The organism is Desulfosporosinus fructosivorans (genome assembly GCF_004766045.1).
GTDB lineage: Bacteria > Bacillota > Desulfitobacteriia > Desulfitobacteriales > Desulfitobacteriaceae > Desulfosporosinus > Desulfosporosinus fructosivorans.
The window spans coordinates 264986-291648 of record NZ_SPQQ01000007.1 but is presented as its reverse complement, the minus strand read 5'-3'; the positions used below and the strand labels follow the sequence as shown (position 1 = coordinate 291648).

At 43.2% G+C, this 26663-nt stretch carries 23 protein-coding genes and 1 other RNA gene; all 24 read right to left on the bottom strand.

The genetic code is table 11. From position 1 onward, the window contains the following. Positions 1-239: 239 nt before the first annotated feature. The 24 genes from E4K67_RS19880 to rapZ all read right to left on the bottom strand — a co-directional run bounded on the left by E4K67_RS19880 (position 240) and on the right by rapZ (position 26658). Positions 240-557 (bottom strand): putative phage tail protein, encoded by a 318-nt coding sequence (locus tag E4K67_RS19880; protein ID WP_135549895.1) that lies wholly within the window; start codon positions 555-557, stop codon positions 240-242. 38 nt (positions 558-595) lie between these two features. Next, on the bottom strand, positions 596-2044 hold the full coding sequence (locus tag E4K67_RS19875; RefSeq protein ID WP_206752217.1) for a PIN domain-containing protein: 1449 nt from the start codon (positions 2042-2044) through the stop codon (positions 596-598). A 115-nt stretch (positions 2045-2159) separates the two neighbouring features. Further along, positions 2160-2585 (bottom strand): ASCH domain-containing protein, encoded by a 426-nt coding sequence (locus tag E4K67_RS19870; RefSeq protein WP_158408526.1) that lies wholly within the window; start codon positions 2583-2585, stop codon positions 2160-2162. 173 nt (positions 2586-2758) lie between these two features. After that, positions 2759-3835 carry a hypothetical protein gene (locus tag E4K67_RS19865; protein ID WP_206752216.1) on the bottom strand — a complete coding sequence of 359 codons (1077 nt, stop codon included), beginning with the start codon at positions 3833-3835 and terminating at the stop codon, positions 2759-2761. A gap of 105 nt (positions 3836-3940) precedes the next feature. Continuing rightward, complete coding sequence (locus E4K67_RS19860) at positions 3941-4462, bottom strand: ATP-binding protein (RefSeq protein WP_135549888.1); 522 nt, start codon at positions 4460-4462, stop codon at positions 3941-3943. A gap of 633 nt (positions 4463-5095) precedes the next feature. Next, positions 5096-5446, bottom strand: a transfer-messenger RNA (tmRNA) gene (gene ssrA, locus E4K67_RS19855). Positions 5447-5539: 93 nt separating this feature from the next. After that, complete coding sequence (smpB, locus tag E4K67_RS19850) at positions 5540-6010, bottom strand: SsrA-binding protein SmpB (protein WP_135549886.1); 471 nt, start codon at positions 6008-6010, stop codon at positions 5540-5542. An 83-nt stretch (positions 6011-6093) separates the two neighbouring features. After that, positions 6094-6645 (bottom strand): HDIG domain-containing metalloprotein, encoded by a 552-nt coding sequence (locus tag E4K67_RS19845; RefSeq protein WP_199242604.1) that lies wholly within the window; start codon positions 6643-6645, stop codon positions 6094-6096. Between the two features lie 43 nt (positions 6646-6688). Continuing rightward, positions 6689-7456 (bottom strand): alpha/beta hydrolase, encoded by a 768-nt coding sequence (locus E4K67_RS19840; RefSeq protein WP_135549882.1) that lies wholly within the window; start codon positions 7454-7456, stop codon positions 6689-6691. A gap of 118 nt (positions 7457-7574) precedes the next feature. Then, the gene (secG, locus tag E4K67_RS19835; RefSeq protein ID WP_135549880.1) at positions 7575-7802 is read right to left on the bottom strand and encodes a preprotein translocase subunit SecG; all 228 of its coding nucleotides are present in this window, start codon (positions 7800-7802) and stop codon (positions 7575-7577) included. Positions 7803-7984: 182 nt separating this feature from the next. After that, entirely contained in the window at positions 7985-9262 is a 1278-nt protein-coding gene (gene eno, locus E4K67_RS19830; protein ID WP_135549878.1) for a phosphopyruvate hydratase, read from the bottom strand. A 104-nt stretch (positions 9263-9366) separates the two neighbouring features. Then, complete coding sequence (gene gpmI, locus E4K67_RS19825; protein WP_199242598.1) at positions 9367-10908, bottom strand: 2,3-bisphosphoglycerate-independent phosphoglycerate mutase; 1542 nt, start codon at positions 10906-10908, stop codon at positions 9367-9369. 2 nt (positions 10909-10910) lie between these two features. Continuing rightward, entirely contained in the window at positions 10911-11696 is a 786-nt protein-coding gene (tpiA, locus tag E4K67_RS19820; protein ID WP_135549876.1) for a triose-phosphate isomerase, read from the bottom strand. A gap of 227 nt (positions 11697-11923) precedes the next feature. After that, positions 11924-13108, bottom strand: a complete 1185-nt coding sequence (locus tag E4K67_RS19815) for a phosphoglycerate kinase (protein ID WP_135549874.1) — start codon at positions 13106-13108, stop codon at positions 11924-11926. A gap of 305 nt (positions 13109-13413) precedes the next feature. After that, entirely contained in the window at positions 13414-14004 is a 591-nt protein-coding gene (locus E4K67_RS19810; RefSeq protein ID WP_135549872.1) for a glycerol-3-phosphate responsive antiterminator, read from the bottom strand. 374 nt (positions 14005-14378) lie between these two features. Continuing rightward, complete coding sequence (locus tag E4K67_RS19800) at positions 14379-15623, bottom strand: anaerobic glycerol-3-phosphate dehydrogenase subunit C (RefSeq protein WP_135549870.1); 1245 nt, start codon at positions 15621-15623, stop codon at positions 14379-14381. Between the two features lie 38 nt (positions 15624-15661). Further along, positions 15662-16909, bottom strand: a complete 1248-nt coding sequence (locus E4K67_RS19795) for an FAD-binding protein (RefSeq protein WP_243454547.1) — start codon at positions 16907-16909, stop codon at positions 15662-15664. Continuing rightward, positions 16906-18525 (bottom strand): anaerobic glycerol-3-phosphate dehydrogenase subunit GlpA, encoded by a 1620-nt coding sequence (gene glpA, locus E4K67_RS19790; RefSeq protein WP_135549868.1) that lies wholly within the window; start codon positions 18523-18525, stop codon positions 16906-16908. Before glpA ends, E4K67_RS19795 begins: the two co-directional genes overlap by 4 nt. 234 nt (positions 18526-18759) lie before the next feature. Beyond that, positions 18760-20256 carry a glycerol kinase GlpK gene (glpK, locus tag E4K67_RS19785; RefSeq protein ID WP_135549866.1) on the bottom strand — a complete coding sequence of 499 codons (1497 nt, stop codon included), beginning with the start codon at positions 20254-20256 and terminating at the stop codon, positions 18760-18762. A gap of 61 nt (positions 20257-20317) precedes the next feature. Next, positions 20318-21037: an MIP/aquaporin family protein gene (locus tag E4K67_RS19780; protein WP_135549864.1), complete on the bottom strand. Its 720-nt coding sequence runs from the start codon at positions 21035-21037 to the stop codon at positions 20318-20320. 761 nt (positions 21038-21798) lie between these two features. After that, the gene (gene rpoN / locus E4K67_RS19775) at positions 21799-23199 is read right to left on the bottom strand and encodes an RNA polymerase factor sigma-54 (protein WP_135549955.1); all 1401 of its coding nucleotides are present in this window, start codon (positions 23197-23199) and stop codon (positions 21799-21801) included. A gap of 122 nt (positions 23200-23321) precedes the next feature. After that, positions 23322-24269 carry a DNA-binding protein WhiA gene (whiA, locus tag E4K67_RS19770; RefSeq protein WP_135549862.1) on the bottom strand — a complete coding sequence of 316 codons (948 nt, stop codon included), beginning with the start codon at positions 24267-24269 and terminating at the stop codon, positions 23322-23324. Positions 24270-24364: 95 nt separating this feature from the next. Beyond that, positions 24365-25738 carry a gluconeogenesis factor YvcK family protein gene (locus tag E4K67_RS19765; protein WP_135549860.1) on the bottom strand — a complete coding sequence of 458 codons (1374 nt, stop codon included), beginning with the start codon at positions 25736-25738 and terminating at the stop codon, positions 24365-24367. Next, positions 25735-26658: an RNase adapter RapZ gene (gene rapZ, locus E4K67_RS19760; RefSeq protein WP_135549858.1), complete on the bottom strand. Its 924-nt coding sequence runs from the start codon at positions 26656-26658 to the stop codon at positions 25735-25737. Before rapZ ends, E4K67_RS19765 begins: the two co-directional genes overlap by 4 nt. Positions 26659-26663: the final 5 nt, after the last annotated feature.

The window sequence follows — 26663 nt, the reverse complement described above, 5'->3', positions numbered from 1 at the left end:
GTTGTGCCTTTTGTAATGTATATCGATTAAGGACGGCTCTGTGCCGGTACCTCTAAAGTAATTTTCTAACCTACATTTATTAAACCACATTTAAAGAGAGCAAGTGAGACTAATTACAATATCCTATCAGAGACGACAATGCATTTGTCCAGACAGATTAGGCAATACAATATGTCTACAACCACACCACTGGATATTAATCGTATCTTTTATTACCACATTACCATCTTCATTGTAACTTATAAAATCGGATTTCCTGGCTCTAGTGCAGTGTTTCCACTTCCTCGCCATTTTGATTCGATGACACTTCGTCGGTAACGCAGAGGCTTGCTGTAATCCGTTGTTATACCTAAATCTTTCTCGTAACTATCGAGTGCCCAAGTTGCTGTGCTCACGTTGAACTGAACGTTTAGATCTACAATCCCGATATCGATGCTGTTTATGCCTCCGCCATCTGCAACAATACCCACTTCAATGCGATCAAAGTGTAGTTGAGCGGCCTGACTTATGGTAATTTCCTTTGAAAAAGTATGATGTCCTTTTAGCCTTACCGCCATTGATTTTAAACTTAAGAGCCAATTTAACGCTAACCAACCTATCTTATAATATCTAAAAAACTCTGTTCACTTATCGATGTTATTGATTCTAGCCGATTCTTAATAATTTCCCTTTCATGAAGCTCTTGATAGGTCATTGGACTACTTACATGTTTAATTTGCCTAAAAAGTATTACCAACGCGTTCCTCCTGCTAATTTCTTTAATTTCCTCAAAAGTATACACTGTTCTTTTGCTTACTACAGCAGCCACCTCATTTGGATCATCGGTTTTCAATACGGTTTCTACAATACCTAAAGTAGTAATTGATTGCCAGTCTCGTGATCTGTAGAATAATACTAAATCCCCTCGTGTAATTTTGGTGTTATTGCTATTACATATATAAGCCTTAAGAATCCCATTATTAACCGCTTCATTAGTATAAAACAGTTCAAACTGTTTTTGGCAGTCTGGAAACAAAATACGGTGGTATTCTGGGATTATTGGAATAATAAATTTGTTAATTCCCGCTCCATATTTAAAAAACGGGTAATGCCTTACATGATATTCAAGAGGATCTAGCGGCGAGTCATTAACCTGACTCGGAGGAATAAATGCTTTATATAGAGCAATCTCTCTCTCATTATACGGGATTTGAATAAACCCAAAGTCCATACAAAGATTTACTAATTCTCTGTTCTTTTCTGCCATAGTTGTCATATAGGTAGCTTCGTAACGGTTATCAACACAATAACCAAAACAAGCTTTTAAAAATAACTCTCCTATTTTGCGCCCACGCAATTCTTCATCAATTTTAAATGTACAAACTTTTAATATTTTCTTAATGGGACCAGGTATTAATCTCTCATTATTTTCTTCCTTAATTATTAATAACGCTCCAATGGCCCCATTGCTTTTAAAAATTGTCCAGGCTTTTCTATCTTCTTCACAAATTCTTTTAAACCAATTCTCAAAATCGGGATAATCTTGTTTTAAAGATATGAAGAACGGATCACTGATCTGTAGTTGATAGACAGGGATATCTTGAATGTTGGGTAGACTTAACGATTTCTTTTCAAACAGACCGATCAGAGCATCGATGCATTGTTCAATGGTATAAACTTTAGCATCAATTCCTAAACGCCTCGCCTTTTTATGAATTCCTCGGTCTTCAGTGACCAAGAAATTAACACTATGTCTATAAACAGCATAGATTAATTCGTTGTCGATGAAATCATTAGGTCTTAACTTCTCTTGTTTAATCACTTTTAGAAATTCTTCATCGGGTTGACCTGGTGGCTCTAGAACCACATACTTCTTAACTTTTGACAGTAATAGTTCTCTTCTCGCTTGATTTCTGTCCCTTTGAATGTCTTTATCTGAACTCGGATGACACAATAGAATACACTGATACTTATTGGCTAATTGAGTAAGATTGGCTATATTTGCATTAAGTACTTTCGAATCTTCCAATGGTATTAATACATTTGTGTCAAGCAATATCCTCATCTGGTCTCTCCATTCAAAGGGATTTGTTATATTAGGTTTTCTGTCTATTTCGGTAATTTCCTTCTTTCCAAAAAAATAATAGGAACAATCTTGCAACTGTTCCTATTCCAGTATTTTAATATGATTCTGTAATACAAGTGTAAAGAGGATGTTCTTCATCCAAATAGTGAAAAAATTGTGGTGGCATATATTTTGGCATCTGTTCCCTTAAATCATCAAGACTTAATGGATTTCTATATAGTTTAACATTTTTAAGTTGAAGAGCATACCCATTTTTACAGCCTTTAAAATAATCCGTAAAGGTTTCAAAATTTACTGCGCAACTTTCACTAACCTTCTCCCAGAGAATATCGATGTTTTCATCAATGATCCTCTCCAATTCAGCTAAAGCTGTTATTTTTTTCCCAGGACTGGTTTCATAAATATATAGTAAATCTCCTCGAACAAGATTCGGCTTTCGTCGGCGTAATTCGTAGACCTTTAGACCTTCAACAATAGCTTCAACATATTGCGGCTTAATAGAAATGACTGCTAACCTCATTCCGAACTCCTTCCGTGGAACATTTGTTCGATTCATTCTATTACAATTATCCTACTTTTACAATACAATACACCCTCGATGTTTTAAAATCCTTCTTTGTAACAAAAAAATGTTCGATTATTTAGCAACGCAATATTTGTTTATTTTATATTATTGTGTGATATATTTGTGTATTAATCGATAATAACATTCTGTACGTCAGTATCACCCATTTCTAGGATTTGAATGAACTGCGTTTTATTATATACATAACCATATGGATGACCACCAAACCAGAGTCCGCTACCCTTTATTTCGGCATGTGAAATATTATGCCCTTTACCAAAGGCACCATTATAAGTCATTTCTAGCATTACCAGATTTTTTTTAGTACGATATAATTCATTCAACTCAGTCGCAGAAAAAACCGTTTTATTTCCAGCCATACGAATAAAATCATCCAAAGATTGTAGTCCTTGTCCACTTTTCTTAATAATTTCAACTTTAGTGAGAAATGCGTAAGAAGTGACCGCCGATCTATACGTTCGTCCATTAAGAGGTTGTTTGTAGATTCTATAGATTACAACAGGTTCTCCCACAAAATACTTATTAGAATTAGGAGATCCGATAAACACTTTTGTTATACCATTTCCTGCTATCTCCTCTTCTACTTCAAGCTTGTTCCCTTTCAATTCGGAAAATAGAAAGAGCTGATCGTGATATATATCCTCAATAGGAATTATTCCTGCCTTTTCGAAGCCCCCACTGATGAATGGAAAAGCTTTATATGCATCTGAAAAATCCAAATTCCGACGGCTTTTTCTAAACAAATATTCGCCAGTATCTTTTTTTGTACCTATACATTTAAACCCAAAGTATTCGAGGAGACTGATCATCGTTTTGTGCTTTTCAAATACAGTGACATAAACTTCGTCGCATTTTTCAGCCTGCCAACGCCATAGAGCAACACCGACAGCGCCTTCTCCGATGCGCTGTCCCTGGTATCTATCAGCAATTTTAAGTGTTCCAATTTTTAATCGTTGCTCTGCAGGTAAACTTCGTTCAACAAGCTCGATTGTCTCGCATTCCGGCTTTAAGTAGAGAAATACGCCTATTCCATGTTCATCCTCAAATACGAAAGCCTCTTTTCCTTCTTCGCTTTTCTTGATAAACCAAGCATCGAATTCAGGGTAATCGCTCCTTAGAGAATCAAAAAAAGTATCACTAAGCTTACAGTTTGAGAATTTACACCAATGAAATTTGTCCGCCATATATTTTCCTCCTCCATCAATCATAGGGATTTATTAACACTGTAATCGTTTTATTAAAAATAAATTTCTAAATGCAGCAAGGTTACCTAAAAGAAAGGAGATTCTTTATATTTTGTGTTCAATTATAAAAGTGCAAGCACTTTCGGTAAGCGAAGCATTGTTAATAGCCAAATACGGAACACCTAAAGCAATCGATACTTCCTGTGAATAATTAAGCTCTTCTTTTTGGAGCGCTTCTATCGTTGGAAATTCGTAGTTAACATTATCACGCTTATTCAGCCTAGATATTATTGTTTCAACAGTGTCATAGAGAACAATAATTGCTTTTGGTGAAAGTTGCTTAAATGTTGCGATAGGAATTCTTTGAACTACTCCATTTCCATTGAGCAAACAGAAATGCCCGTCAAGCAAAAATTCGCCCTCTAATGTCGATAATCTTCTCATTGCTTCCAATAGATAACCCTGATTGTCGTTAATTTCATTTACCTTCTTGTTTACTGTAAACTCTTCGTTCCTAAGCTCCGAAATAAGCTTGCTAGCCGAATATACTTTCAAACCGGTTTCAATTTCAACCTGACCACAGAAATAAGATTTACCTACACCATGCACTCCTCCAACAAACAACATTTAAATCACACTCCTATTCACTATCCGTAAACAAACGTATACCGTTCATAGCGTTTAAGAACCCATATAGGGTGTCTTTAAAGCTCTCCAAACAATTCCCTCTAATATTTCCACATCTTTCCTGATTTTCCTCCTAAGATCGAGAAATTCCTCAATAAAATGCAAAAAAGCCAGTCCGTTCAAATTTTGAACTGATCTGGCAATAGAAATCCAATATAGTTCCCCGTACGCCTCTTACTCCAAAAAGACTATACGCCTCTCAAACCCGCTATACCAATGCTTTCACTCAAAGCAAATATAGCACTATCAAGCACTCCACGTGTCCTGTCCACAGGAACATATATTATTGCTTATCTATAAACAATAATATATACAGTTTCGGCATGTTGCCAAATTTTCCCTTTTCCATATAAAAGCAAGACTAGCCTAATTATGTAATGGCTAGTCTTTTCTTGTTGTCATATTATTTTGTACAAAATAACGTGCTAAACGTCAAACCTCAATTTGCATGAACGCATAATAGTATATTTAATTGGCCTAGCAGAAGAATTTATGGAGGACATATAAGTTTGCCAAAGCGGCTAACTTATGGGGTCGGGTCATAAAGTAATAAGTGTTTGTGTAATACTGTTTTGGCGGAGGCGAGGGGATTTGCACCCCTGTATCGAAGAGCTGCCACAAAAGCGTCTACGCGTGTATCCTTTAATTTAAGTTTCGCCAGTCATAACTCCTAAAGGAAAGGATTCGGTTCAGGCTAGCTCGATAATCTTAGCTAACGTCTCCGAGCATTGACGTTAGAGCAACCTACTAATTGACACCCTGGCCCTTCACCGTAGGTTCAGAAGGCAGGATGCTAGCGACACTTAAGCAGCTAGAGCGTATTCGTTGTTTGCAATTAAAAAGGTCCACCGATTAACGAGACCAGGTGGAATCTCGACGCGCAACTCTTGCCACTACTTCTCCGAGCGAGTCTAAAACGCCCCCATGTGAGTGTTCTATATTCATAGTATAACATATTTGTGCTAAAAACAAAGCTGAATATCGATGGTATTGTTACATTTTTATGGTAAATCTTATTTAATAGGCTTTATTGCGATCTCTTAGAGCTCGTTCAATATCACGTTTGCCTTCTCGTTCAGCTAATACCTGACGCTTATCGTAATTTTTCTTTCCTTGGCCAACAGCTAATTCGACTTTGGCCATACCGTTTTTAAGATAAATCTTAATTGGGAGAAGGGTCAGTCCTTGTAACTGGATTTTCCCGACTAACTTGTTGATCTCGTTACGATGTAGCAGTAACTTGCGTGGTCGAAGTGGCTCATGATTGTAACGGTTACCCTGTTCATAAGGACTGATGTGCATCTGATGAACCCATATTTCTCCATTGGTTATGCGAGCATAACTGTCTTTCAAGTTCACCTTCCCGTTACGAATGGATTTTATTTCTGTTCCGGTAAGAATGATCCCTGCCTCAACCCTATCATCAATGAAATAATCGTGGAACGCTTTACGATTTTCAGAGACAATTTTTATTCCTTCAGAGGGCATAATGAATCCTCCTCTCACCTAATATCTTATTATATCACGAATTACCTATTTTTACCAAGTCGCATCGCGTTTATTTGCCGCTTTTAAAGCTCCAGTTCATTAGAAATTCCTTGCATCGCTTCTAGTCCGTATCCCAGGAACTCCTCTAAAGAAAGTCCTAGTTCACTGCAAGTGAGAATTTGGTCGCGGTCCGCTCCGCGGGCAAACGCCTTTTGATCGAACTTTTTCCTAAGATATTGGACATCAACCGCTGCAATTTTCTTTTCTGGTCGGACTAGGGCACCTGCTACGATAAGACCTGTCATTGGATCTGTCGCATAAAGTGCTTTATCTAATAAGGAGATACAGGGCAATCCATGCCGCTGATTGTGAACTTTTACGGCATAGACAAGCTCTTCTGGGAAACCCATGCTTTCTAGCATTTCTGCTCCCTTTAGAGAGTGGACTTCCGGTTGTTCCTTCGTATCTTCATAATCGATGTCATGCAGAAGGCCTGTCATCCCCCATAAATCTGGATCCTGATCAAAATGCTTAGCTAAACGGATAAGTACTACTTCTGTTGAAATCATATGTTTCAATAAGTTTTTATTATCTACATACTTGATTAACTCTGAATAGGCTTCTTCCCGTGTCATCATATCCACAGCTTCCTCTCACATGATTATATACTCTTCTCGATTAGACGCTAGTCTCTGTAGTGAACTTTTGAAGAAATTCATGGACTTTCAACGCAACTTCTTCTCGCTCCCGCCCAAGGGTTAGGATGTGCCCGGATTTTTCCCAATAGTGGACGATAGGATTCACGTGCTTGATTTGCTCATGAATGATTTGAACGCTCACTGGGTTCACCGTAAAATCCTTCCTGCTTTGCATCAGTAAGGCCGGGCATGTAATAGAAGAAAGCTTGCTGCGCACTTGACGGATCCCTCTGTTTAGGGAAACTAGGCCATCCACTGGAATCCGTTCATAGACAAAGCGCTCAGGTATTGACTCTGGAGCTGATGCTACACGATGTGACTTTGGTTTTCCTATAAACGTTATAAACGGCCTAATAAGCTTGGCGTAACGGGTTCTCCGATCAGCAAGTACCATCGGTGCATTCAAGGTAACAATCCCGTCGAGCAAGCCAAGCGTCGCTAAATGAAGTGCAAGCAATCCCCCCATAGAAAGGCCGACCCCAATTACAGTGTCGCATGTTTTCCGTAGTTCTGCTACCCCAGCTACAGCGTCTTTAGTCCAGTCTTCCCAGCGTGTCTTTGCCATCTCTTCTGGAGTTGTCCCGTGTCCTGATAGTCGTATTCCATGGACCGTCCACCCCAACTTAGCCAGACATTCGCCCAACAAGCGCATTTCTGAAGGGGAACCCGAAAACCCATGAATGAGTAAGCACCCAACATGGTTTCCCGAAAAATGAAAGGGCTCTACTAAGCGCTTTTGAAGTTCCACCTGCATGCCCTCCCAACTATCCATATTCAACCCTAACAGTTGCACGAAGGGACACTTCTCATGAAGTGCCCCTCCTTAGTTTGGCCATATTCGCTTGAGAATGAAGCCATGATCAGGTTTATTTCATAAGCATTGCAAGACCCAAACTACTCAGTAGAAAGACGGCAGCCAAAGCAGCCGTGAATTTCGCTAATAATTCATCCATGCCTTTCTTTTTTCCAAAGACAGACTCTCCAGCTCCTGTAATAGCTCCTGATAAACCAGCACTTCTGCCAGACTGAAATAATACAGTTGCGATGAGTCCTACAGAGCTAAGGATCAACAGAACAACTAAAGCAATTACCAATTAACTCACTCCCTCTATGCAAACCATGTCACATATTAATAAACCTACTTATCAGTAGATTTAGTTTAACACAAGCCTCATAAAAACTCAATAAGCTTCAGCGTTAAGCTGATCTTCGCGGATCAACTCAGTCTCAGTCGTTCCCACGCTGTAGTGCGACGTGCAACTTCACATCATCATCTCTATCTAGCTAATGCTTTTCGGCCACGATACACTGCACTCTCTCCAAGTTCCTCTTCAATCCGGAGTAATTCGTTGTACTTGGCTACCCGCTCGGTACGTGCTGGAGCCCCAGTTTTGATCATACCTGCATTGACAGCAACAGCGACATGGGCGAGGGTAACGTCTTCTGTCTCGCCAGAACGATGAGAGACGACTGCGGTATAGCCTGCTCTTTTGGCCATTTCGATGGCATCTAGGGTTTCTGTTAAGGTGCCTATTTGATTGAGCTTTATTAGAATGGAATTAGCGCATTTCTCCTTAATTCCACGGGCCAACCGCTCAGGATTAGTCACAAATAAGTCGTCCCCGACAAGCTGAATGCGATCTCCCAAGCGCTCGGTCAGTTTACGCCAGCCTTCCCAGTCATCTTCGTGCAACCCGTCTTCAATGGAAACAATCGGATAGCGCTCGATTAGTCCTTCATAGTAATCAATCATCTCATCCGAAGTCTTCTTAACCCCTTCCCCCACTAAGTTGTAGACTCCATCTTCATACATTTCAGTGGCTGCCACATCAAGAGCTAAGGCCACATCGTCACCAGGAATATACCCTGCCCTTTGAATCGCGTCAACAATGCAAAGCAGCGCATCTTCGTTGGATTCGAGGCTAGGTGCAAAACCGCCTTCATCTCCAACTGCTGTGGCAAGAGCTTTTTCCTTTAGCACAGCTTTCAGACTGTGATACACTTCGGTCCCCATGCGCAATCCCTCTGCAAAACTCGACGCTCCAACCGGCATTACCATAAATTCCTGAATATCCACGTTGTTATCGGCATGTTGTCCACCGTTTAAAATATTCATCATTGGCACTGGTAGTTCTTTAGCGTTAACGCCGCCCAAATATTGATAGAGGGGTAATCCGAGCGATTCCGCAGCTGCTTTAGCTGTGGCCAGGGATACACCTAGGATCGCGTTCGCTCCCAGTTTCCCCTTATTTGGGGTTCCGTCAAGATCAATCAATAGACGATCCAAGCCTGGTTGGTCAAACGGATTCATTCCCTCGACCTCTGGGCTGATTAGTAAGTTGACATTTTCGACTGCTTTTAGTACCCCTTTACCCATAAAGCGGGTAGCATCTCCGTCCCGAAGTTCCACCGCTTCAAAAGCTCCTGTCGAAGCTCCCGAGGGGACAGCCGCACGCCCTATGATTCCGTCTGTAAGTACGACATCTACTTCTACGGTCGGATTCCCCCGAGAATCCAAAATCTCACGAGCATAAACATCTGTAATGTAACTCATTATAATTTCCCCCTTTATTTAACTCCCATTTTGAGTCCATGCTTATTGAAAAGCCTTGAAATTAAATTCAAGACTTAAACTGATCTATTCGATCTGGTCTGGGTTTAAAACTTAAGTAACGATTGACCAGTCATTTCTTCGGGTTTTGGAAGATCGAGTATTTCGAGAAGCGTGGGCGCAACGTCGCAGAGAGCACCGCCTTCGCGTAGCTTCTGCCCTTTATACTTATCATTGACCAGAATAAAAGGTACCAAATTTGTGGAGTGGGCAGTTAGAGGAAGATCCGTCTCTAGATCTACCTTGGCTTCTGCATTCCCATGGTCAGCCGTAATAAGGAGGGTCCCATTCAGTTTTTCTAACTCATCGTATATCTCACCTATGCATCGGTCTACCGCCTCTACCGCCTTGATAGTTGCCTCGAACACCCCCGTATGACCCACCATATCTGGGTTAGCAAAATTAAGAATGATCACATCGTGGGTATTTTTCCTTAATTGCAATAGGAGGGCTTTGGTTAATTGCGGTGCACTCATCTCAGGCTGAAGGTTATAGGTTGCTACTTTAGGAGAAGGAATAAGAATTCGATCCTCTCCTGGATTAGCTTCTTCGAGTCCGCCGTTAAAAAAGAAGGTCACATGCGCATATTTCTCAGTTTCTGCTATCCGCAACTGTTTTAATCCGTGTTGGGAAATGATTTCTCCCAACGTGTTTTTTAAATTTTGTTGGGGGAACGCGATCGGTGCGCAGATTGTGTCCTCATACTGAGTCATGCACACAAAGTGAACTCGTGGGTGAATAGGACAGGCAAAGCCTGCGACCTCTTCGTCTGCGAAGGTATGGGCGATTTCCCGCGCCCGATCTGAACGGAAGTTAAAGAAGAGCACGCTGTCGCCCTCTTGAACAGCGCCCACGGGTTTTCCTTCTTGATCAACAATAACGGTTGGAAGCACGAATTCGTCCGTCACACGTACATCATAGGAACTCTCCAAGGCTGCTAAGGCACTGGCTGCGTATTTTCCTTCGCCTAAAGCCAAGGCATGGTATCCCATTTCTAAGCGGTCCCAGCGATTATCTCGGTCCATCACATAGTAACGGCCACTTACAGTGGCAATCTTGCCAATCCCGAGATCTCTGATTTTTTGTTCCAGTTGAGTAATATAAAGTTTGGCACTCTGGGGCAAGACGTCGCGACCATCGAGAATGACGTGGATATACACTTTTGTTAAGCCTTGTTCCTTGGCCAGCTCTAGAAGGGCAAACAAGTGCTCTATATGGGAATGAACTCCTCCGTCAGAGAGTAAGCCTAAAAGGTGGAAGGCTTTGTTATGAAGTTTCGCGTTATCCATCGCTTCAATCAAGACAGCATTTTCAGAGAAAGTTCCCGTCCTAATTGCTTTATTGATACGGGTTAATTCCTGATAGACTACTCGACCAGCACCCATGTTCAGATGCCCGACTTCGGAATTTCCCATTTGACCGGCTGGTAAGCCGACTGCTTCTCCTGATGCCTGAAGGAATGTGTGGGGGTATGTTGTTTCCAACCGCCTAAAATTTGGCAAATTCGCTTGGGCTATGGCGTTTCCTTCGATATCATCGCGATGTCCCCAGCCATCTAAAATCATGAGGAGAACAGGTTTAATCCCCATTACTATCTTCCTTCCACTTGTGTAACTACAGACGCAGCGTTATGGACAAGTTTCGCAAAACTTATGGGGTCCAAGCTAGCTCCCCCGACTAGGGCACCGTCAATGTCAGGCTCCGTCAATAGTTCTGCAATGTTCTCCGCCTTGACACTTCCGCCATAGAGAATGGGCACTTGCTCCGCCCCAAGTCCCATGAGACCGTTCAGAGTGGCACGGATTGTGGCACACATGTCTTGGGCATCTTTACTAGACGCTGTTTTCCCAGTGCCGATCGCCCAGATAGGCTCGTAGGCAATGACAATTCGACTCAGATCCTCTTTCGATATACTAGAAAGAGCTTGCACTACCTGAGAACTGACCCTCTCTGCTGCTTTTCCCTCTTCTCGGACGTTTAAATTTTCCCCGACACAAAGGATGGGCGTCAAACCTGTAGCCAGTGCTTTCTGCACTTTCTTATTAATCTCCTCATCCTTTTCCCCGAACATTTCTCGCCGTTCGGAGTGACCGAGTATCACATACGTGCAGGCGACATCGAGAAGCATCTGAGCGGAAATTTCACCAGTATAGGCTCCTTGGTCTGCCCAAGACATGTTTTGGGCACCCAAGTGCACAACACTTTCTTCCAGTTCATTCTTTAACGGATTAAGCGCAGTAAATGGAGCACAAAGAACAATGTCGAGGTCAGTAACATCCTTAACCTCTTCTAAGAATTTCACAGCATAATCTTCTGCTTCGTTGACAGTTTTGAACATTTTCCAATTGCCGGCGATAACCGACCGTCGATTTGCCATTAATTATTCCTCCACTTCTCCATAACCCATAATACCAAAGGAGCCTTTTTTGCAAAGCAAGCGCATTAGCTGAAGCCGCTTGTCCAGACGAGGGCCCAAAAGTTCGTTCCCCCGTAGCGTGCCGCAGGTTGACCTGCATCCATCCCTGAAGTTCGGACGTACTCACGAACGTCCAGCTCTTCAGTGGCGTAACCTGCGAACGCATGCAGAAAAGTGCTCTTCGGACTTCACGCCTCGTTTAACGCGGCAACACCTGGCAGTACTTTCCCTTCGAGGAACTCAAGTGAAGCGCCCCCCCCTGTTGAAATATGGGTCATCTGATCTGCAACGCCCATCTTTTCCACCGCTGCCACAGAATCTCCGCCTCCAACAATCGTGATCCCCCCACAGGAGGCAACAGCTTGGGCAACTCGCTCAGTTCCTTTGGCAAAAGCGTCCATTTCAAAAACACCCATTGGGCCGTTCCATATTACTGTCTTAGCGGTTGAAATACGAGCAGCGAACCGCTCAGCGCTTGCCGAGCCAATATCTAAAGCCATTTCATCTTCCTGAATCTCAGACACCCTCACCGTACGGTGAGGAGCATTGGCTTCGAAAGCTTTGGCTACTACCACGTCAATGGGTAGTTCCAATTCCACGCCTTTCGCTTTGGCTTTCTCGATGAGTTGCTTTGCCAGGTCTAATTTTTCCTCTTCGAGCAGGGATTTTCCTACTTTAAACCCTTGGGCTTTCAGGAAGGTATTTGCCATTCCTCCCCCAATAATCAAGGCATCGACCTTTTCGAGAAGGTTTTCAATCACGCCTATCTTATCGCTGACCTTGGCACCTCCGATAATGGCCACAAAGGGGCGATCCGGCCTTTCCAAGGCATTGCCCATGAATTCGACTTCCTTTTGCATAAGTAACCCCGCAAAAGCAGGAATATAGTGGGTTACCCCTTCTGTGGAGGCATGAGCACGATGCGCAGTTCCAAACGCATCGTTGACAAAAAGTTCGGCAAGCGTTGCCAGATCGCGAGCAAACGTCGGATCGTTTTTCTCTTCTTCTGCATGGAAACGGACATTTTCTAATAATAAAACCTGTCCATCTTGCAACTTGCTTACAGCTTCCATGGCTACATCCCCTACGCAGTCCGCAGCTAGTTGGACATCTTGAGCCAACTTCTCGCTCAAACGCTTAGCAACAGGAGCTAGGGAATATTTAAGATTGACCTTTCCTTTGGGACGCCCAAGGTGGGACGTTAGAATGACACGAGCCCCTTCTTGGATGAGATATTCAATCGTGGGAAGGGAGGCACGGATCCGAGTATCATCCGTTATTTTTCCTTGCTCATCCAAAGGTACGTTAAAATCTGCTCTTACCAGTACGCGTCTTCCTCGAACCTTGACATCTTTTACACTCTTTTTGTTCATACCAAAATCCCCTTTCTCTTTGAGCTAGGGTTCAGATTGCACTCGATTCATTCCATTATTTCTATAATATACCTTATAATATACCTTAGTATATCGAGAAAAGGAACTTTTTACTCCCCCGAACTTTTAAAGATTGATCATTTGTGGTTTCTCAGTTGAGAACGCTTTATTTACTAATTCTCCATTAAAGCTACAGTTTCCTGCCAAATAAGGCGCGTTTCGGTCTATATTACAAAATGCTTACCATTCTTTCCTAAATAACTCCAGCAAGGGCATTCTGGCTGGACCAATCGTACAAATAATTTTTATGTAAGATCACAATTAATAAAGTCCATATCCCACAAATGACGCAAGCTTGTAGATACAGCGTCTATACCGTTTGCTAAGGCAAGCCTTACGTCCTCTTCAGTTCTCAATAGGCCTCCTCCGAGAACCGGTATGCCCAGAGCACCCTTCATATCCTGAATTACAAAGTGAGGAACGGTCGCTGGTAAGATTTCAACCGCATCCGGTTTTACACTAGATGCCATCTTTATGCCTGTTTTAACCGACTCAGAATCTAATACAAACAAGCGTTGAATAACCACCATCCCTTCTTCCTTAGCATATTTAACTAAATTTGGTTTGGTCGTTACAATACCACGCAGGCCCATTCTCGCTAGTAGGTGTATCCCCGCCCTATCCTTACCAGCGCCTTCCATCATATCGAGATGTACTAGTAAGACTTTATTATCAGAGTGAACCTTTTTCACAATGGAAGGTAGTATATTAATGTTTGCACCTAAAAGAAAGATAGTACCAATATTGGGATGGTGGATTGCTTGATTCAGATCCTCCACCCTACGAATTGTTGCACCAATTTTCTTGTCTAACATAACGGTTTTCAAAAAGTCCATTTTGCCATCCCCTTATCCATCGGATATAGGAAGCTTACTTTATGGTCGACCATCTAAAGTAAGCTTCCTATATTCTCATATCAGCATCATTTATTATGCTGTAAGCCTTTTATGACAATCAGCTTGATGAAATTCAAAATGCGCCTGGAATAACCCCATTCATTATTGTACCAATCCTGCACCTTGACCATGCTCTCTATAATCATCGTTTCACTAAAACTACTATTTTGTTTCTTAGTTTATCAGATTTCAGAGGCAAATCAATTTATCAGCCTTTATTTTGCGATTATTTTCAGAATAATACCTCAATTTAATATTTAAGTACTTCTATTTCTGAACTATAGCACCGATGTTTTAGCATCAGGAATTCATTATCAGTTTATAAGGCCATATGCTTTGGCTAAAATTCGCACAGGATGGTCGGTAGGAATACCCGTGCCATGCTGAATTTGCACTTTACACACGCCACATTCCGTTGTAATTTCTTGGAAGTCTCCTCGTCCTGCACCCACATTAATAGCTTCAAAGAGTGTACTCCCAATTTTCATCGCGTTGTCGTATTTCTCAGCTTTAAAGCCATAACTACCTGATAAGCCACAACAACCAGCATCAAGATTGCGAATCTTTACACCAGAAATTAATCCCAAAATACGCACCACTGGTGTTCCGATTCTTTGGGCCTTTAAATGGCAGGGGGGATGGTAACCGTATGACGCCTTAACTTCTTGAAAATCAAGAGGTAATTCCCCTTTTTCATAGAGCTGCCACAGGAATTCGAATAAATCATACGAATGGGCTCCGATGAGCTGGGCAGAAGTCGTCTGAAACTTTGGATATTCTTCTTTCAGCGTTAAACCGCAGCTCGTGCAGGATGTAATAATCGGCATATCCGCTTCCAAATAAGGGCGCATTAACTCTAAGTTATAAAGGCCATTCTTATGTGCCTTCTCAAACTGACCATTCGCATCCAAGGGTAAGCCGCAACAGTGAAAATCAGGCATTATGACTTTATACCCAACATGCTCTAACACTTTGATCAGAATCTGCCCCGTATCCGCTTCGTTATATCGCGTATAACAACCCGGGAAATATACAACCTGCTTGCTATCACTTGCTTTGATTTTTGGCCTTTTGCCAACTAGCACCTCCAGAGGTTTTCCATAGGCTGGTAAGGGGCCACTCTTGCTGATTGACAGTACTTTATCGAGAGCTAAGCGCACAGGTTTAATTTTTAAGATTTGGTTTGTCATAGTTGGCCAGATAACCCCGAGCTTACCGAGATATTCCGCTCGACCCAAAACATAACCTCTCAGGCGCAATTTCAAGCCCAGTGTGTTTTTGTGTGGTGCTTTACTTGCGGCTCTTCGGGCTTCGATAATCATCTCCGTTATTTTGACACCGGATGGACACGTCACTTCACACGTCTTACAATTAGAACAATCATCCAAAGTTGTTTCCCGTGGAATAGTTTGACCCAAACGAAAACGTTCCATATCCGGACCTAAACCTTTTGGGCCAATAAAATGAGGGTTAACTTTAGCCACCGGACACTGGGCTGTACATACATTGCATTTTTGACAAGCATCCAATCGAGCTGCCAATTCATCTCTTGAATCCACAGTCAAGGATCCCCCTTTCCTATAAAATGTTCTATCTACTATATTAATTCAGCTGCGGCGTAACCGGATGTGACCGATACCCCTCCGCCGCACCTTTGAGTCCAAGGATCCCAATGGGCAAGCATTCTTCCCACGACATGAACATTATCCCAAACCACTTGTCCACTTACAGGATCAAGGGGACGCATAAATTGATCCGTTTCTACGCCGATCTGGGCATACGGCTGAGGAGCTAGGAACTGGGGCACACTCCACTCCTGCGGAATAAATAGAGGAAGATCAAAAACACTTTCACGTATTGACCTTCTCGCCATACCCACTTTGATTCCTCCACCTAAGAGCCCGCCTGTCGCTAAGATAAACTTTTTGCCTTTTAAACGCATCAATTTACCCATACTACGAACTACAAGTTCTTGGCATATCTTAGCGTGACCTTCGGAATTTAACTCTCCTTTTAAAGATACCGCACGAGCCCCGATCATCAATTCACCGCCTAAATCGGTAAATATATGCTTTAGATATTCAGCGAAATATCGGCCATGTGGGCTGGGCACAAATGAACTCATTTCTAAGACCGGTAAAGAAAATTCATTCCTATAGAATTTTGTGCGTGAAGCATCAAAGTACTCCCTTACCAGACTGGGAAGAACTACGACAATCTTCCCTTGCGACCGGCCTGCGTCCTGAAACTGTCTTTTAATCTCATCAATTTCATGAGCGAGAGCTCTATAACCCTCTTCTGACCTCCATATATCTGCATAATCAATACTCGTCACACTCTTACCCAGTCGGGTCCATTCCTGAAGAGCATCCACTTGCATCCTTTTCACACTCACCTGCCAACCTGGAAATTCTCGAGCCATGTTGTCGGCCACAATCTCTGGAAAGAAATCTTTCAATCCTTCGGGCACTAAAAGTACGAACACTCCTTGCTCCTGTGGATCCGGAAGAACCATGCTGCGCGGCATTAGGTCTCCTTGACGCACTGTACCTAAGACATTGAAGGCAGATTGTGGTCTGTCATTCACAACATACTCTGGACAGATTTCTTGGACGAAGTGTTTGCCCTGAGTTATAGCCTGTGAATCAAATAAAGTATAGGGGTGTTTCGGCAAATGACGCAAACCTTCGACATCTCCATAATCAAAAATTCCCGAGAAATGAAAGAGCGTTCCGACTCCTTCCGTGACCAAAAGCACCCTTTTGCCTCGTTGGGTGGCTCGAATTCCAGCTATCAAGCCAGCTAAACCTCCCCCCACCACTACTGCATCCCACATCTCGTTCATTCCCCGCTTTCTTCTGCCTTGAAATCCAGAACGTTCAAATATAAAGCTCGTGCCAACTCACTCTCACGAAGTTGTTCACCCCAAAGAACTGGGGTTATCCCTCGCCAACGTTCGCTCAATAGAATTTGATATTCTTTTACGGTTCTCTCCCACCCTCCGAAGGCCTCCTGAATCATAGGGGTTGCTCGATACGTACAATAAGCACCTTGACACGTCCCCATTCCCAGTCGGGTCTGACGACGAAGATCATCAAGTGAGTGGACCGCGGGATCTTTAAGGGTATGAATAACTTCCGCTTGAGTGACCATTTCACATTCGCAGACAAACTGACCAAGCAGGGGTTGACGAGCTATCGCTTCAACGACTGATCCTGCTTGTTCGTTTAAACGTTCCATCATCTTGTCCGCAGCAGTTGCTCCTAATAATTGACGTGCTTTATCCCAAACTTCTGTTGCCAGTTCATTTTTCAAGGGTTCTTCCGCGGTACGGCATGGAGTATGCACCTCTAATTTAGCGGCAACCCAATCTGTAACTTTCTCTGCCATCAGTCGATACGTCGTTAATTTACCACCCACAATACTAACAAGCCCGCGAACCCCGTCCATTTTTTCATGATCTAGGATTGAAAAATTTCGACTAACCCCTCTCCCTTCATGGTCTGAGGCGTCTGCACTTTCATACAAAGGGCGAATGCCGGCGAAGGCTCGAATAATACGGTGTTGTTCGATGTCTTCCACCAAGTATTCACCCATTTCGATCAAAGCCGTTACATCTTGTTCATCAACCTGATGATCATCCGGCAATTCTACGGTATGAGATGTCGTCCCGAAAATAGTCACTGTTTCATGCGGTACAAAAATATCACCATCGCCTGGTATTCGCAAACGGTTGATCACTCGGTTAAACATCCGTTGGTTGAACACAAGGAGAGAACCTTTATTTTTTAGAATGTGTATATCAACTCCAGACATTGCAGCAATCTCAGCAGACCAAGTCCCTGCAGCATTCACTACAATTTTACTACGCACTTGTAGCGTTTCACCGGTGATCAGGTCTTGTGCATAGACTCCTATCACTTGCCCATTTTCTAACCAAAGCGACTGAACTTTACAGTAGGTTCGGTAGGTTCCTCCGTATTTTTCTGCGGATCTTAGGTTCGCCCATAACAATTTAAAGCCATCTACAGTAGCATCGGGCACTTCAAAAACGCGTATTGCTTGTCGTGTCAACAGGGGTTCGAGCCTAAAAGCCTCTTCAAGTGGAATCTCTTTAACGGGTATTCCCACTTGTGAGCACCCCTTGATCCACGACTGCAGATAATTTGGGTCATCTCCTTCTAAATATACAAACCAGCCAGAAGTATCTTCAATGCAATTTGCTGCAATGTGTTTCAAAATTTTATTTTCCGCAATACACTCTTGCGCTGTTTTATCATCTTTGACCACGTAACGCCCGCCACTGTGCAAAAGGCCGTGGAAGCGTGAACTTGTCCCATGTGCCAAATCTCCTTGTTCTAACAAGAGCGCTGGTATTCCACGTAGACTAAGGTCTCTCAGTATACCGACCCCTGTCGCTCCTCCTCCAATTACCACAACGTTAGTATCGATCTCACGCATCCGTATCTTCTCCTTGCTTGCCCAAATTAAAAAACACCAAAGAAACCGTTGATTCGCAATGGCTTCTTTGGTGGCTTCACTTATTCTCTGAGCCGCCTTTATATTATTATTTCACGCCCATCAATAACCAGTTAAGTCAGGTTCCAAAGAGCTTGCCGACTGCCTAATATTCATCTTGCCATCTTCATAGAATAAATTGCAACAGAGTCCTTAGTCTTAGTCTTAGTCTTAGTCTTAATCGTCATCCCAGTCTTTAGTCCGATCGACCGCTTTCAACCATCCCTTATAGAGTTTCGCTCTCTTTTCCTCATCCATCTCAGGTTCAAAACGCCGATTGAGTAACCAACGATTTGCCAATTCTTCTTTGCTCGTCCAGAAACCAACCGCTAAACCTGCGAGGTAGGCGGCTCCCAATGCTGTCGTCTCAATAATTTCAGGACGATCAACCCGTGTTCCTAGAATATCTGCTTGGAACTGCATAAGCAAGTCATTAGCTACAGCACCGCCATCAACTCTCAACGACTTTAAGGAAATTCCAGAATCGGACTCCATGGAACCTAAAACATCTTTAGTTTGATAAGCGAGGGAATCCAAAGCCGCACGAATAATATGATATTTTGTTGTTCCCCGAGTTAAGCCAAAAATGGCTCCCCTAGCGCGCATATCCCAATAAGGAGCACCCAAGCCAACAAAAGCAGGAACAAAATAAACTCCATCCGTATCCTTGACCTTTTTGGCATAATACTCAGAATCTGCAGCACCATCAATTAATTTCATGCCATCCCGCAGCCACTGAATTGCTGCCCCCGCAATAAAGATACTGCCTTCTAAGGCATATTCCACCTTGCCATCAATACCCCACGCAATGGTGGTCAACAATCCATGTTTCGAGGTGTGTATTTTACTTCCTGTATTCATAAGCATAAAGCAACCTGTACCATAGGTATTTTTAGCATCACCTGGTTCATAGCACGCTTGACCAAACAAGGCTGCTTGCTGGTCACCAGCTATACCTGCAATGGGAATCTCATAACCCAAGAATACTCCTGCATCTGTGTTACCATAAACTTCGCTAGAATTGTGCACCTCGGGCAACATTTCTTGTGGCACGTCAAGCATCTTCAGTAATTCTTTATCCCAAAACAATTCGCGAATATTAAACATCATAGTTCGAGAGGCATTCGAATAATCTGTGACATGTACTCTACCGCCGGTAAGTTTCCAGATTAACCAGGTATCCGTCGTTCCAAACAGCAGCTCACCCTTTTCAGCTTTAGCACGAGCTCCTTCAACATTATCTAAAATCCATTTTACCTTCGTTCCAGAAAAATAAGCATCTACCACGAGACCTGTTTTTTCTCGAACCATATCTTCATAACCCTTGGCCTTCAAATCGTCACAAATGTCTGTTGTTCTGCGACACTGCCATACAATTGCGTTATACACAGGTTTACCCGTATTTTTATCCCAGACCACCGTCGTTTCACGCTGATTAGTAATTCCGATGGATGCAATTTCATCGACTTTAATATCTGTTTTCGCAATGAGCTCTGCGATGACTCCATACTGTGTGCTCCAAATTTCATCAGGATTATGTTCAACCCAACCTGCCTTAGGATAAATCTGAGTAAACTCCTTTTGAGCTACACCAACAATTTTACTATCCTTGTCAAAAAGGATAGCTCGACAACTGGTGGTACCTTGGTCAAGGGCCATAACGTACTTTTTCATAGTGAATCCACCCTCCTTCTTTTTAGTCAAATTAGTCAAAGCTTTATTAACACGAATATTACTATCCCACATACACCATTTTGTACATAATAGCACCCAAAACTCCGCCTATGATTGGACCGACAACAGGCACCCATGAGTACGCCCAATCCGAGGGACCCTTACCATGAATTGGCAATAAGAAGTGGGCGATTCTAGGACCTAAATCCCGCGCTGGGTTAATCGCATAACCGGTAGGGCCCCCGAAGGATACGCCAAGTCCCCAAACTAGGAAGCCCCACAAAAGGGGATTAAGCCCACTAGTCACAGCACCTTTCGAAATTCCAATGGCAAGTCCTACAAAAACCAGAATAAAGGTACCTATGACTTCTGTCAACATGTTAAGTGGATAATTTCTAATGGCTGGGCCAGTGCTAAAAACGGCTAATTTCAATCCCTTATCTTCAGTTGCCTCCCAATGCGGCAGATAAGCCAAGTAAACTAGCACAGCTCCAATAAATGCACCCAAGAACTGAGCCACGATATAGAATGGCACCTCTGCCCAAGAAAACTGTCCAATTGAAGCCAAACCAATCGTTACAGCTGGATTTAAGTGTGCTCCACTGATTGGGCCTGTGGCATAAATTGCTAAGAGAACTCCAACTGCCCATCCTAAAGTAATCATAAATGTGCCACCATTATTCCCTTTGGTCTTGCTTAATAGGACGTTAGCAACTACCCCAGAGCCAAATAAAAGAATAATCATCGTTCCTATCATTTCAGCTAAGAATTTCGCTGTCATCTCAAGACTCCTCCTTATTTTAAATTTACTTTATCCATTACTGTTCAAAGTGAATTTATAAAAGTCTCCACTCCTCCTTTCTTTATCTTTACATGATCAAATCCCTCAAATAATTGGGCTCACCCCCGTTCTCAAGTCCAATATCTCAAGCACAAACACACAACTAGAAAAATGTGTTGTAGTTAATGTCAGAATATTCTATTATATTATTCAGTCAAAAAGAGAAGCCCAAATTCTGCTAGTAATTCGTTATTTCGAATCACAGCGGAATCTCGGCTTCTCTTTTACTCTAGCCTTATATAATTTTTTTTTAAAAAACTCTTGAAACACAAACTCAAGTTTGAGAGGGGGTTGGGACTTGATGTCAGTATATTCTTTTTTATCTAATATTTCAATACCCTTTAAGGTTTAATCTTTTAATTTTAGCCCACGACCGTAGCGGCTGACCGAGTGTCTCGCGATTTCTCCAATCGTTCCAAGCCCGGGGCGCAGTGTCACACAGCGCGACGTCTTTACGTCAGCAGATTAGCAAACTCCGCGAAAGCGACCCCAGAAACGGGGCAGCGAACAAGGATGTTCGGCCCTCATTGCGCCAAGGACGGCGCATTTGGCACGATAGTCTCCAGTGGAGATTATCGCCGTAGGCGTGTTCTTTAAAAGAATACTATCCGCCGAAGGATGAACCCCGATCTTCAGAGACAAGAGCTTGAACGGTTAGTTTGCTCTGCGTCGTATGCACCGAGCGCTGTGTCACACAAGTCCTAGTATCTCTTCCGAACAGTTGTCGCCGCGATCCCCAACTCGTCACGGTACTTAGCCACTGTCCTCCTTGAAATTTCCATATTTCTATCTTTGAGAAGGTCAGCTAATTTCTGATCAGAATAAGGGCTTTTTGGGTTTTCTGTAGAAATGATATCGCGCAAAGCGAGTTTGATCCCCTCGGTAGTGATACTTGATTCATTATTATGCCCTCTACCCATGCTACTGGCAAAGAAAAACTTAAATTCAAAAATACCCCGAGGCGTCTGGATGTATTTATGGGCTGTCGCCCGACTAACCGTCGACTCATGAACTCCGATTTCCTCAGCAATATCTCTCAATGTAAGCGGCTTTAGGTAACGAATCCCCGAGAGGAGAAATTCCCGTTGCCACTTCACTATGGCATTAGCTACTTTATATAGTGTCAGGCGCCGTTGCTCAATACTTCGAATAAGCCAAGCTGCAGCGTTCAGTTTCTGTTCAACGAATTTTCGTGTGTCAGTCCCCTCTTCAAGGCTTAGTGCCTCACGGTAGGCTTTGTTGATCCCTAAACGGGGAACGGTTATGTCATTAACCAGAATAATAAATTCTCCTTCGATTTCTTCGATGACAACATCTGGGACGACATAGCGCACATCTCCAGGGCCTGAATAGCTTAGGCCTGGCTTCGGATCTAGTTTACGCACTAAATCCGCCAGTTCTTGTACTTTACTTACGGATATCTTCAGGGCATGAGCAATGCGTTGCAGACGCCCTGCTGCCAAATCTTCAAGATACTTCAATAACTCTGGTAATTCAGGTGGATAGCTTGGAAGGAGCGGCAACTGCAAGCGAAGACATTCCTCTAAATTTCGAGCCCCCACCCCCAAAGGATCAAGCGTCTGAACCAAAGCTAACGCTTCTTCAGCCGTTTGCAGTGAAACATGGGTTTCATGAGCAATTTCTTCTAACGTTAATTCAAGACAACCATTATCATTCAAGTTACCCACAATATACTCTGCTACGGGCAACGAAGCCGAGACTTTCTGTACATGAAGTTGTTCCAGTAAGTGTTCTAGAAGCGTAGGCGATGCAGCAATGAAGGGATCAAAACGTTGTTTTTCATCCACCACCACTCGTTCCTGACGAACGCGATTTTCATCTTGGTCATGAAAATAATCCTGCCAATCCACTTCCCACTTTTCTTCTGCTGGACGTTCCTCTTCTACTGTTGGTTCTACATCTTCTTTGATATCCGGACTTTCTTCCTGGGTCTCCAACAAAGGATTTTCCAGCAGCTGCTCCTCAACATACGAGGAAAGTTCGAGTGCGGACAACTGTAAAATAGTAATTGCCTGGCGTAGTTCTGGAGTCATGATGAGTTTTTGAGTTTGCTCTAAATTCAAGCCATACCCTAACCGCACTTTTTTCCCCTCCAAATTCTCGGTTTGATCCGTATCCTGTAGGTTAATGTTGAATACCCCTACCTGAAATACCACTATCCTAACCATGAATTATCCAACCTTAACCACGATTGGTCCCTAGTCTATATATTTCCCGCTTTTTGGCTTCGAATCCGTTCAGCCAATTCATCGATTTTTCTCATTCGGTGATTGACGCCAGATTTACCAACTTTTGGCCGCAGCATTTCTCCAAGTTCTTTTAGGCTGGCATCAGAATACTCCAGTCGAAGCTCCGCCATATCTCGTAGGTTGGGTGGTAACGACTGTAAGCCCATTGTATCGACAATTAGTTGGATGTTTTCCATCTGACGCACTGCCGCATCCACAACTTTATCAAGATTGGCGGTCTCACAATTTACTAGGCGATTGACTTGGTTCCTTACATCTTTAAGCACGCGAACGTTTTCAAATTCCAGCAAGGCATGATGTGCTCCAATAAAGCCAATGAACTCAACAATATGTTCACTCTCTTTGATATAGACCACATACCAGTTCTTTCGTCTACTAACTTTAGCACCTAATTTAAAACGATTGACCAACTGACATAACGCATCGGCATGTTGCTCATCATTACTGACAATTTCCAGGTGATAAGTTCCTTCTGGATTATTAATTGAGCCTCCAGCCAAAAAGGCCCCTCGTAAATATGCTTTTTGATCACAGCGCTTTTTAATCAGACTCGGAGCAATTTCATGAAGAATTTGTCCTTCTTCATCAACCAGACCAAGGTTTTTTAAGTCTTCCAGTCCGCGAAGGTAGATTCTAACCATGTAGGAATTATTTTTTCGGAGCCTAAGCTTGCGCCTGACCACAATATCCACTGGACGCTTGAGCACGTCCTTAGCCAAGCGAAAAATCTTACGTGCCACTGGAGCACTCTCGGTCGTCACATTCAGCGTGTACTGTTGATGAGCACTAATTTGGAGGGTTCCATCCATGCGGACTAACGCCGCCAGTTCCGATAACTCACAACATGATTTCTGACCGCCTAAGCGCGCAAGTTCTTCTTTGGTGTCAGCACTAAAGGACAATCCGGCCCCCCCCTTCTATCGATGCTCGAGGCATGCGCGAGGTATGAATAACGCAAATCATGCTTCTCGTTTCTTTCCTCGTGCTTCGCACATTCCTACGAATCTTTGCCTAACTTTCGAGTGAGCAAGTAAGAATCGACTAAGGCAATGCGCTCTCCCATCGGTTTTAAACGAAATAGCAAACGAATTAGTTCCTTGGCCAAGCGGTCCGGATCGTGGCGAACGACATTGCCAGCTTGGACTAGATTAGCCTCATAATACTTGGCACCCAGTTGCTCAACCTCTTTGGGGTCAGTAATAACTGGAACAGCTTCTTCAGCTATGTACCGTTTTAAAAGCGGTGCATCAATTTTCCCCTTGGTGGCAAGGACTGCATCCACAAAACCTGGACCGCAATGATCTAGAACTGCTTTTAGGTGGTCAGACACCCGGTAACCGTCCGTCTCACCCTTTTCCGTCATAACATTACATACATATACACAAGGAGCCTTTACTTCTCGGATTTTTTCTCTGAGACCTACCACCAACAGATTCGGCAAAACACTAGTATAGAGGCTTCCGGGACCAAGAACAATAAGATCTGCCTCTTCAAGAGCTTGCAAGGCTTCAGGTACTGGCTGACAATCGCTGGGTTCAAGGTAAACTCGATGAATCTTTCCTTCGGTTACCCGAACCGAAGTTTCTCCCTCGACACGCTTTCCATCCTCCAAGTCCGCAATCAAGACAACCTGATCCAAGGTGGAGGGAAACACCTTACCACGGATAGCAAACACTTTACTGACCTGTTCGATGCCTTTTTGAAAATCCCCAAAGGTATCAGTCAGGCCTGCCAGAAGCAAGTTTCCCAAGCTATGCCCCTTAAGTGCTCCGCTTTCAAAACGGTAAGAGAAGAGTGTTTCCATAATGTCCTCTGTATCGGCTAAAGCCACTAAACAGTTCCGAACATCTCCTGGTGGTTGTATACCCAGTTCATCACGTAATTTCCCCGAACTGCCACCATCATCGGAAACCGTTACAATGGCGGTGAGATTACAAGTGTATTGTTTAAGACCGCGCAGGAGAGATGAAAGTCCAGTGCCCCCACCAACCACGACAATCTTTGGCCCTCTGAGCAAATGATTGCGAGTGTAAATCACATCTACTATTCTTCCTTCGTTGTCTGGGAGTACTGAGGAAATAATGGAGTATAGCATGCGTTTAAACCCTATGATAATTGCAGCAATTCCCAAGACGCTGATAACTGCACCCGTTGGTATGGCAATGTGCTGTGTACTTCCAGTCACCCGGTAAATTAATTCCCGAAGCTGTAACTCCGCGTATCCGATTGCTACTCCATCATTCATAACAGAAAATCCCGTTGCAAAAAGAAAAATTCCAAAGACGGCTAGAAGAAACCACCTTTTTACATTCAGGTTAGGGTAGAGCCATTTCAAATATCGTAAAAGCCCTTCATGCTTTTTAGACTTCATCTCGCTGTTCCACCCTTTTGATTTTTAGCAGCGTCGCGATGTTTTACCTTTACGTCATAATTGCGATCCTTTAAAAATTGCCCCACTCGTTCGGCGATAGCTACCGAGCGATGTTGGCCGCCCGTACAGCCAATCCCAATGACCAAGTGGTTTTTTCCTTCTTGAACGTAATTGGGCAGAATGAATTCCAGTAAGGCCAAGTATTTCTCCATAAACTCTTGGGCCATTGGATTTCCAAAGACATAGTCCTGAACCAACGCGTGTTCACCGGTAAGCGGACGTAACTCTTGAATGTAAAATGGATTCGGTAGAAAACGAACATCCATGACAAGGTCGGCGTCCATCGGACTCCCATATTTGAAGCCAAAGGAGATCACTGAAACGGCCATTTGGCCCAGTCCCTGCGCTTTACAAAACAGCTCTGCTACTTTGCAACGGAGTTCTTGGGAGGACAAGTTAGACGTATCTATAATATTGTCAGCCCGGATTCTTAACTCCTCAAGTTGCTGGCGTTCTGCTTGAATTCCATCTAAAACGCGACCATGAGGTGAAAGCGGGTGCCGTCGTCGAGATTCTTTATAACGGCGGATTAACGTTTCATCCGATGCGTCTAGAAAGAGGACTTCAAGATGAAAGCCTTCTTTCTCTAAATTTCCTAAGGCTTCACTGAGTGATTCAAAAAACTCTCCACCACGCAAATCGCAAACAATGGCAGCTTTAGAGACTTTCCCCCTGGACTGAGCACATAGTTCCGCGAATTTCACAAGAAAGCTAGGCGGTAAATTGTCGACACAGAAAAATCCTTGGTCTTCAAGACTTTGCATGGCCTGGGTCCTCCCAGCGCCCGATAAGCCCGTGATGACAATTAGCTCTACTCCTTTTTTGTCTAGCCCCACCGGTTTAACTTCTTCTATCTCCATTCTTT

What these genes read in the sequence shown, in the direction of transcription:
- E4K67_RS19880 (WP_135549895.1), bottom strand. Translation starts at nt 557, where the DNA reads ATGGCGGTAAGGCTAAAAGGACATCATACTTTTTCAAAGGAAATTACC.
- E4K67_RS19875 (WP_206752217.1), bottom strand. Translation starts at nt 2,044, where the DNA reads ATGAGGATATTGCTTGACACAAATGTATTAATACCATTGGAAGATTCG.
- E4K67_RS19870 (WP_158408526.1), bottom strand. Translation starts at nt 2,585, where the DNA reads ATGAGGTTAGCAGTCATTTCTATTAAGCCGCAATATGTTGAAGCTATT.
- E4K67_RS19865 (WP_206752216.1), bottom strand. Translation starts at nt 3,835, where the DNA reads ATGGCGGACAAATTTCATTGGTGTAAATTCTCAAACTGTAAGCTTAGT.
- E4K67_RS19860 (WP_135549888.1), bottom strand. Translation starts at nt 4,462, where the DNA reads ATGTTGTTTGTTGGAGGAGTGCATGGTGTAGGTAAATCTTATTTCTGT.
- smpB (WP_135549886.1), bottom strand. Translation starts at nt 6,010, where the DNA reads ATGCCCTCTGAAGGAATAAAAATTGTCTCTGAAAATCGTAAAGCGTTC.
- E4K67_RS19845 (WP_199242604.1), bottom strand. Translation starts at nt 6,645, where the DNA reads ATGACACGGGAAGAAGCCTATTCAGAGTTAATCAAGTATGTAGATAAT.
- eno (WP_135549878.1), bottom strand. Translation starts at nt 9,262, where the DNA reads ATGAGTTACATTACAGATGTTTATGCTCGTGAGATTTTGGATTCTCGG.
- gpmI (WP_199242598.1), bottom strand. Translation starts at nt 10,908, where the DNA reads ATGGGGATTAAACCTGTTCTCCTCATGATTTTAGATGGCTGGGGACAT.
- tpiA (WP_135549876.1), bottom strand. Translation starts at nt 11,696, where the DNA reads ATGGCAAATCGACGGTCGGTTATCGCCGGCAATTGGAAAATGTTCAAA.
- E4K67_RS19815 (WP_135549874.1), bottom strand. Translation starts at nt 13,108, where the DNA reads ATGAACAAAAAGAGTGTAAAAGATGTCAAGGTTCGAGGAAGACGCGTA.
- E4K67_RS19810 (WP_135549872.1), bottom strand. Translation starts at nt 14,004, where the DNA reads ATGGACTTTTTGAAAACCGTTATGTTAGACAAGAAAATTGGTGCAACA.
- E4K67_RS19795 (WP_243454547.1), bottom strand. Translation starts at nt 16,909, where the DNA reads ATGAACGAGATGTGGGATGCAGTAGTGGTGGGGGGAGGTTTAGCTGGC.
- glpA (WP_135549868.1), bottom strand. Translation starts at nt 18,525, where the DNA reads ATGCGTGAGATCGATACTAACGTTGTGGTAATTGGAGGAGGAGCGACA.
- glpK (WP_135549866.1), bottom strand. Translation starts at nt 20,256, where the DNA reads ATGAAAAAGTACGTTATGGCCCTTGACCAAGGTACCACCAGTTGTCGA.
- E4K67_RS19780 (WP_135549864.1), bottom strand. Translation starts at nt 21,037, where the DNA reads ATGACAGCGAAATTCTTAGCTGAAATGATAGGAACGATGATTATTCTT.
- E4K67_RS19765 (WP_135549860.1), bottom strand. Translation starts at nt 25,738, where the DNA reads ATGAAGTCTAAAAAGCATGAAGGGCTTTTACGATATTTGAAATGGCTC.
- rapZ (WP_135549858.1), bottom strand. Translation starts at nt 26,658, where the DNA reads ATGGAGATAGAAGAAGTTAAACCGGTGGGGCTAGACAAAAAAGGAGTA.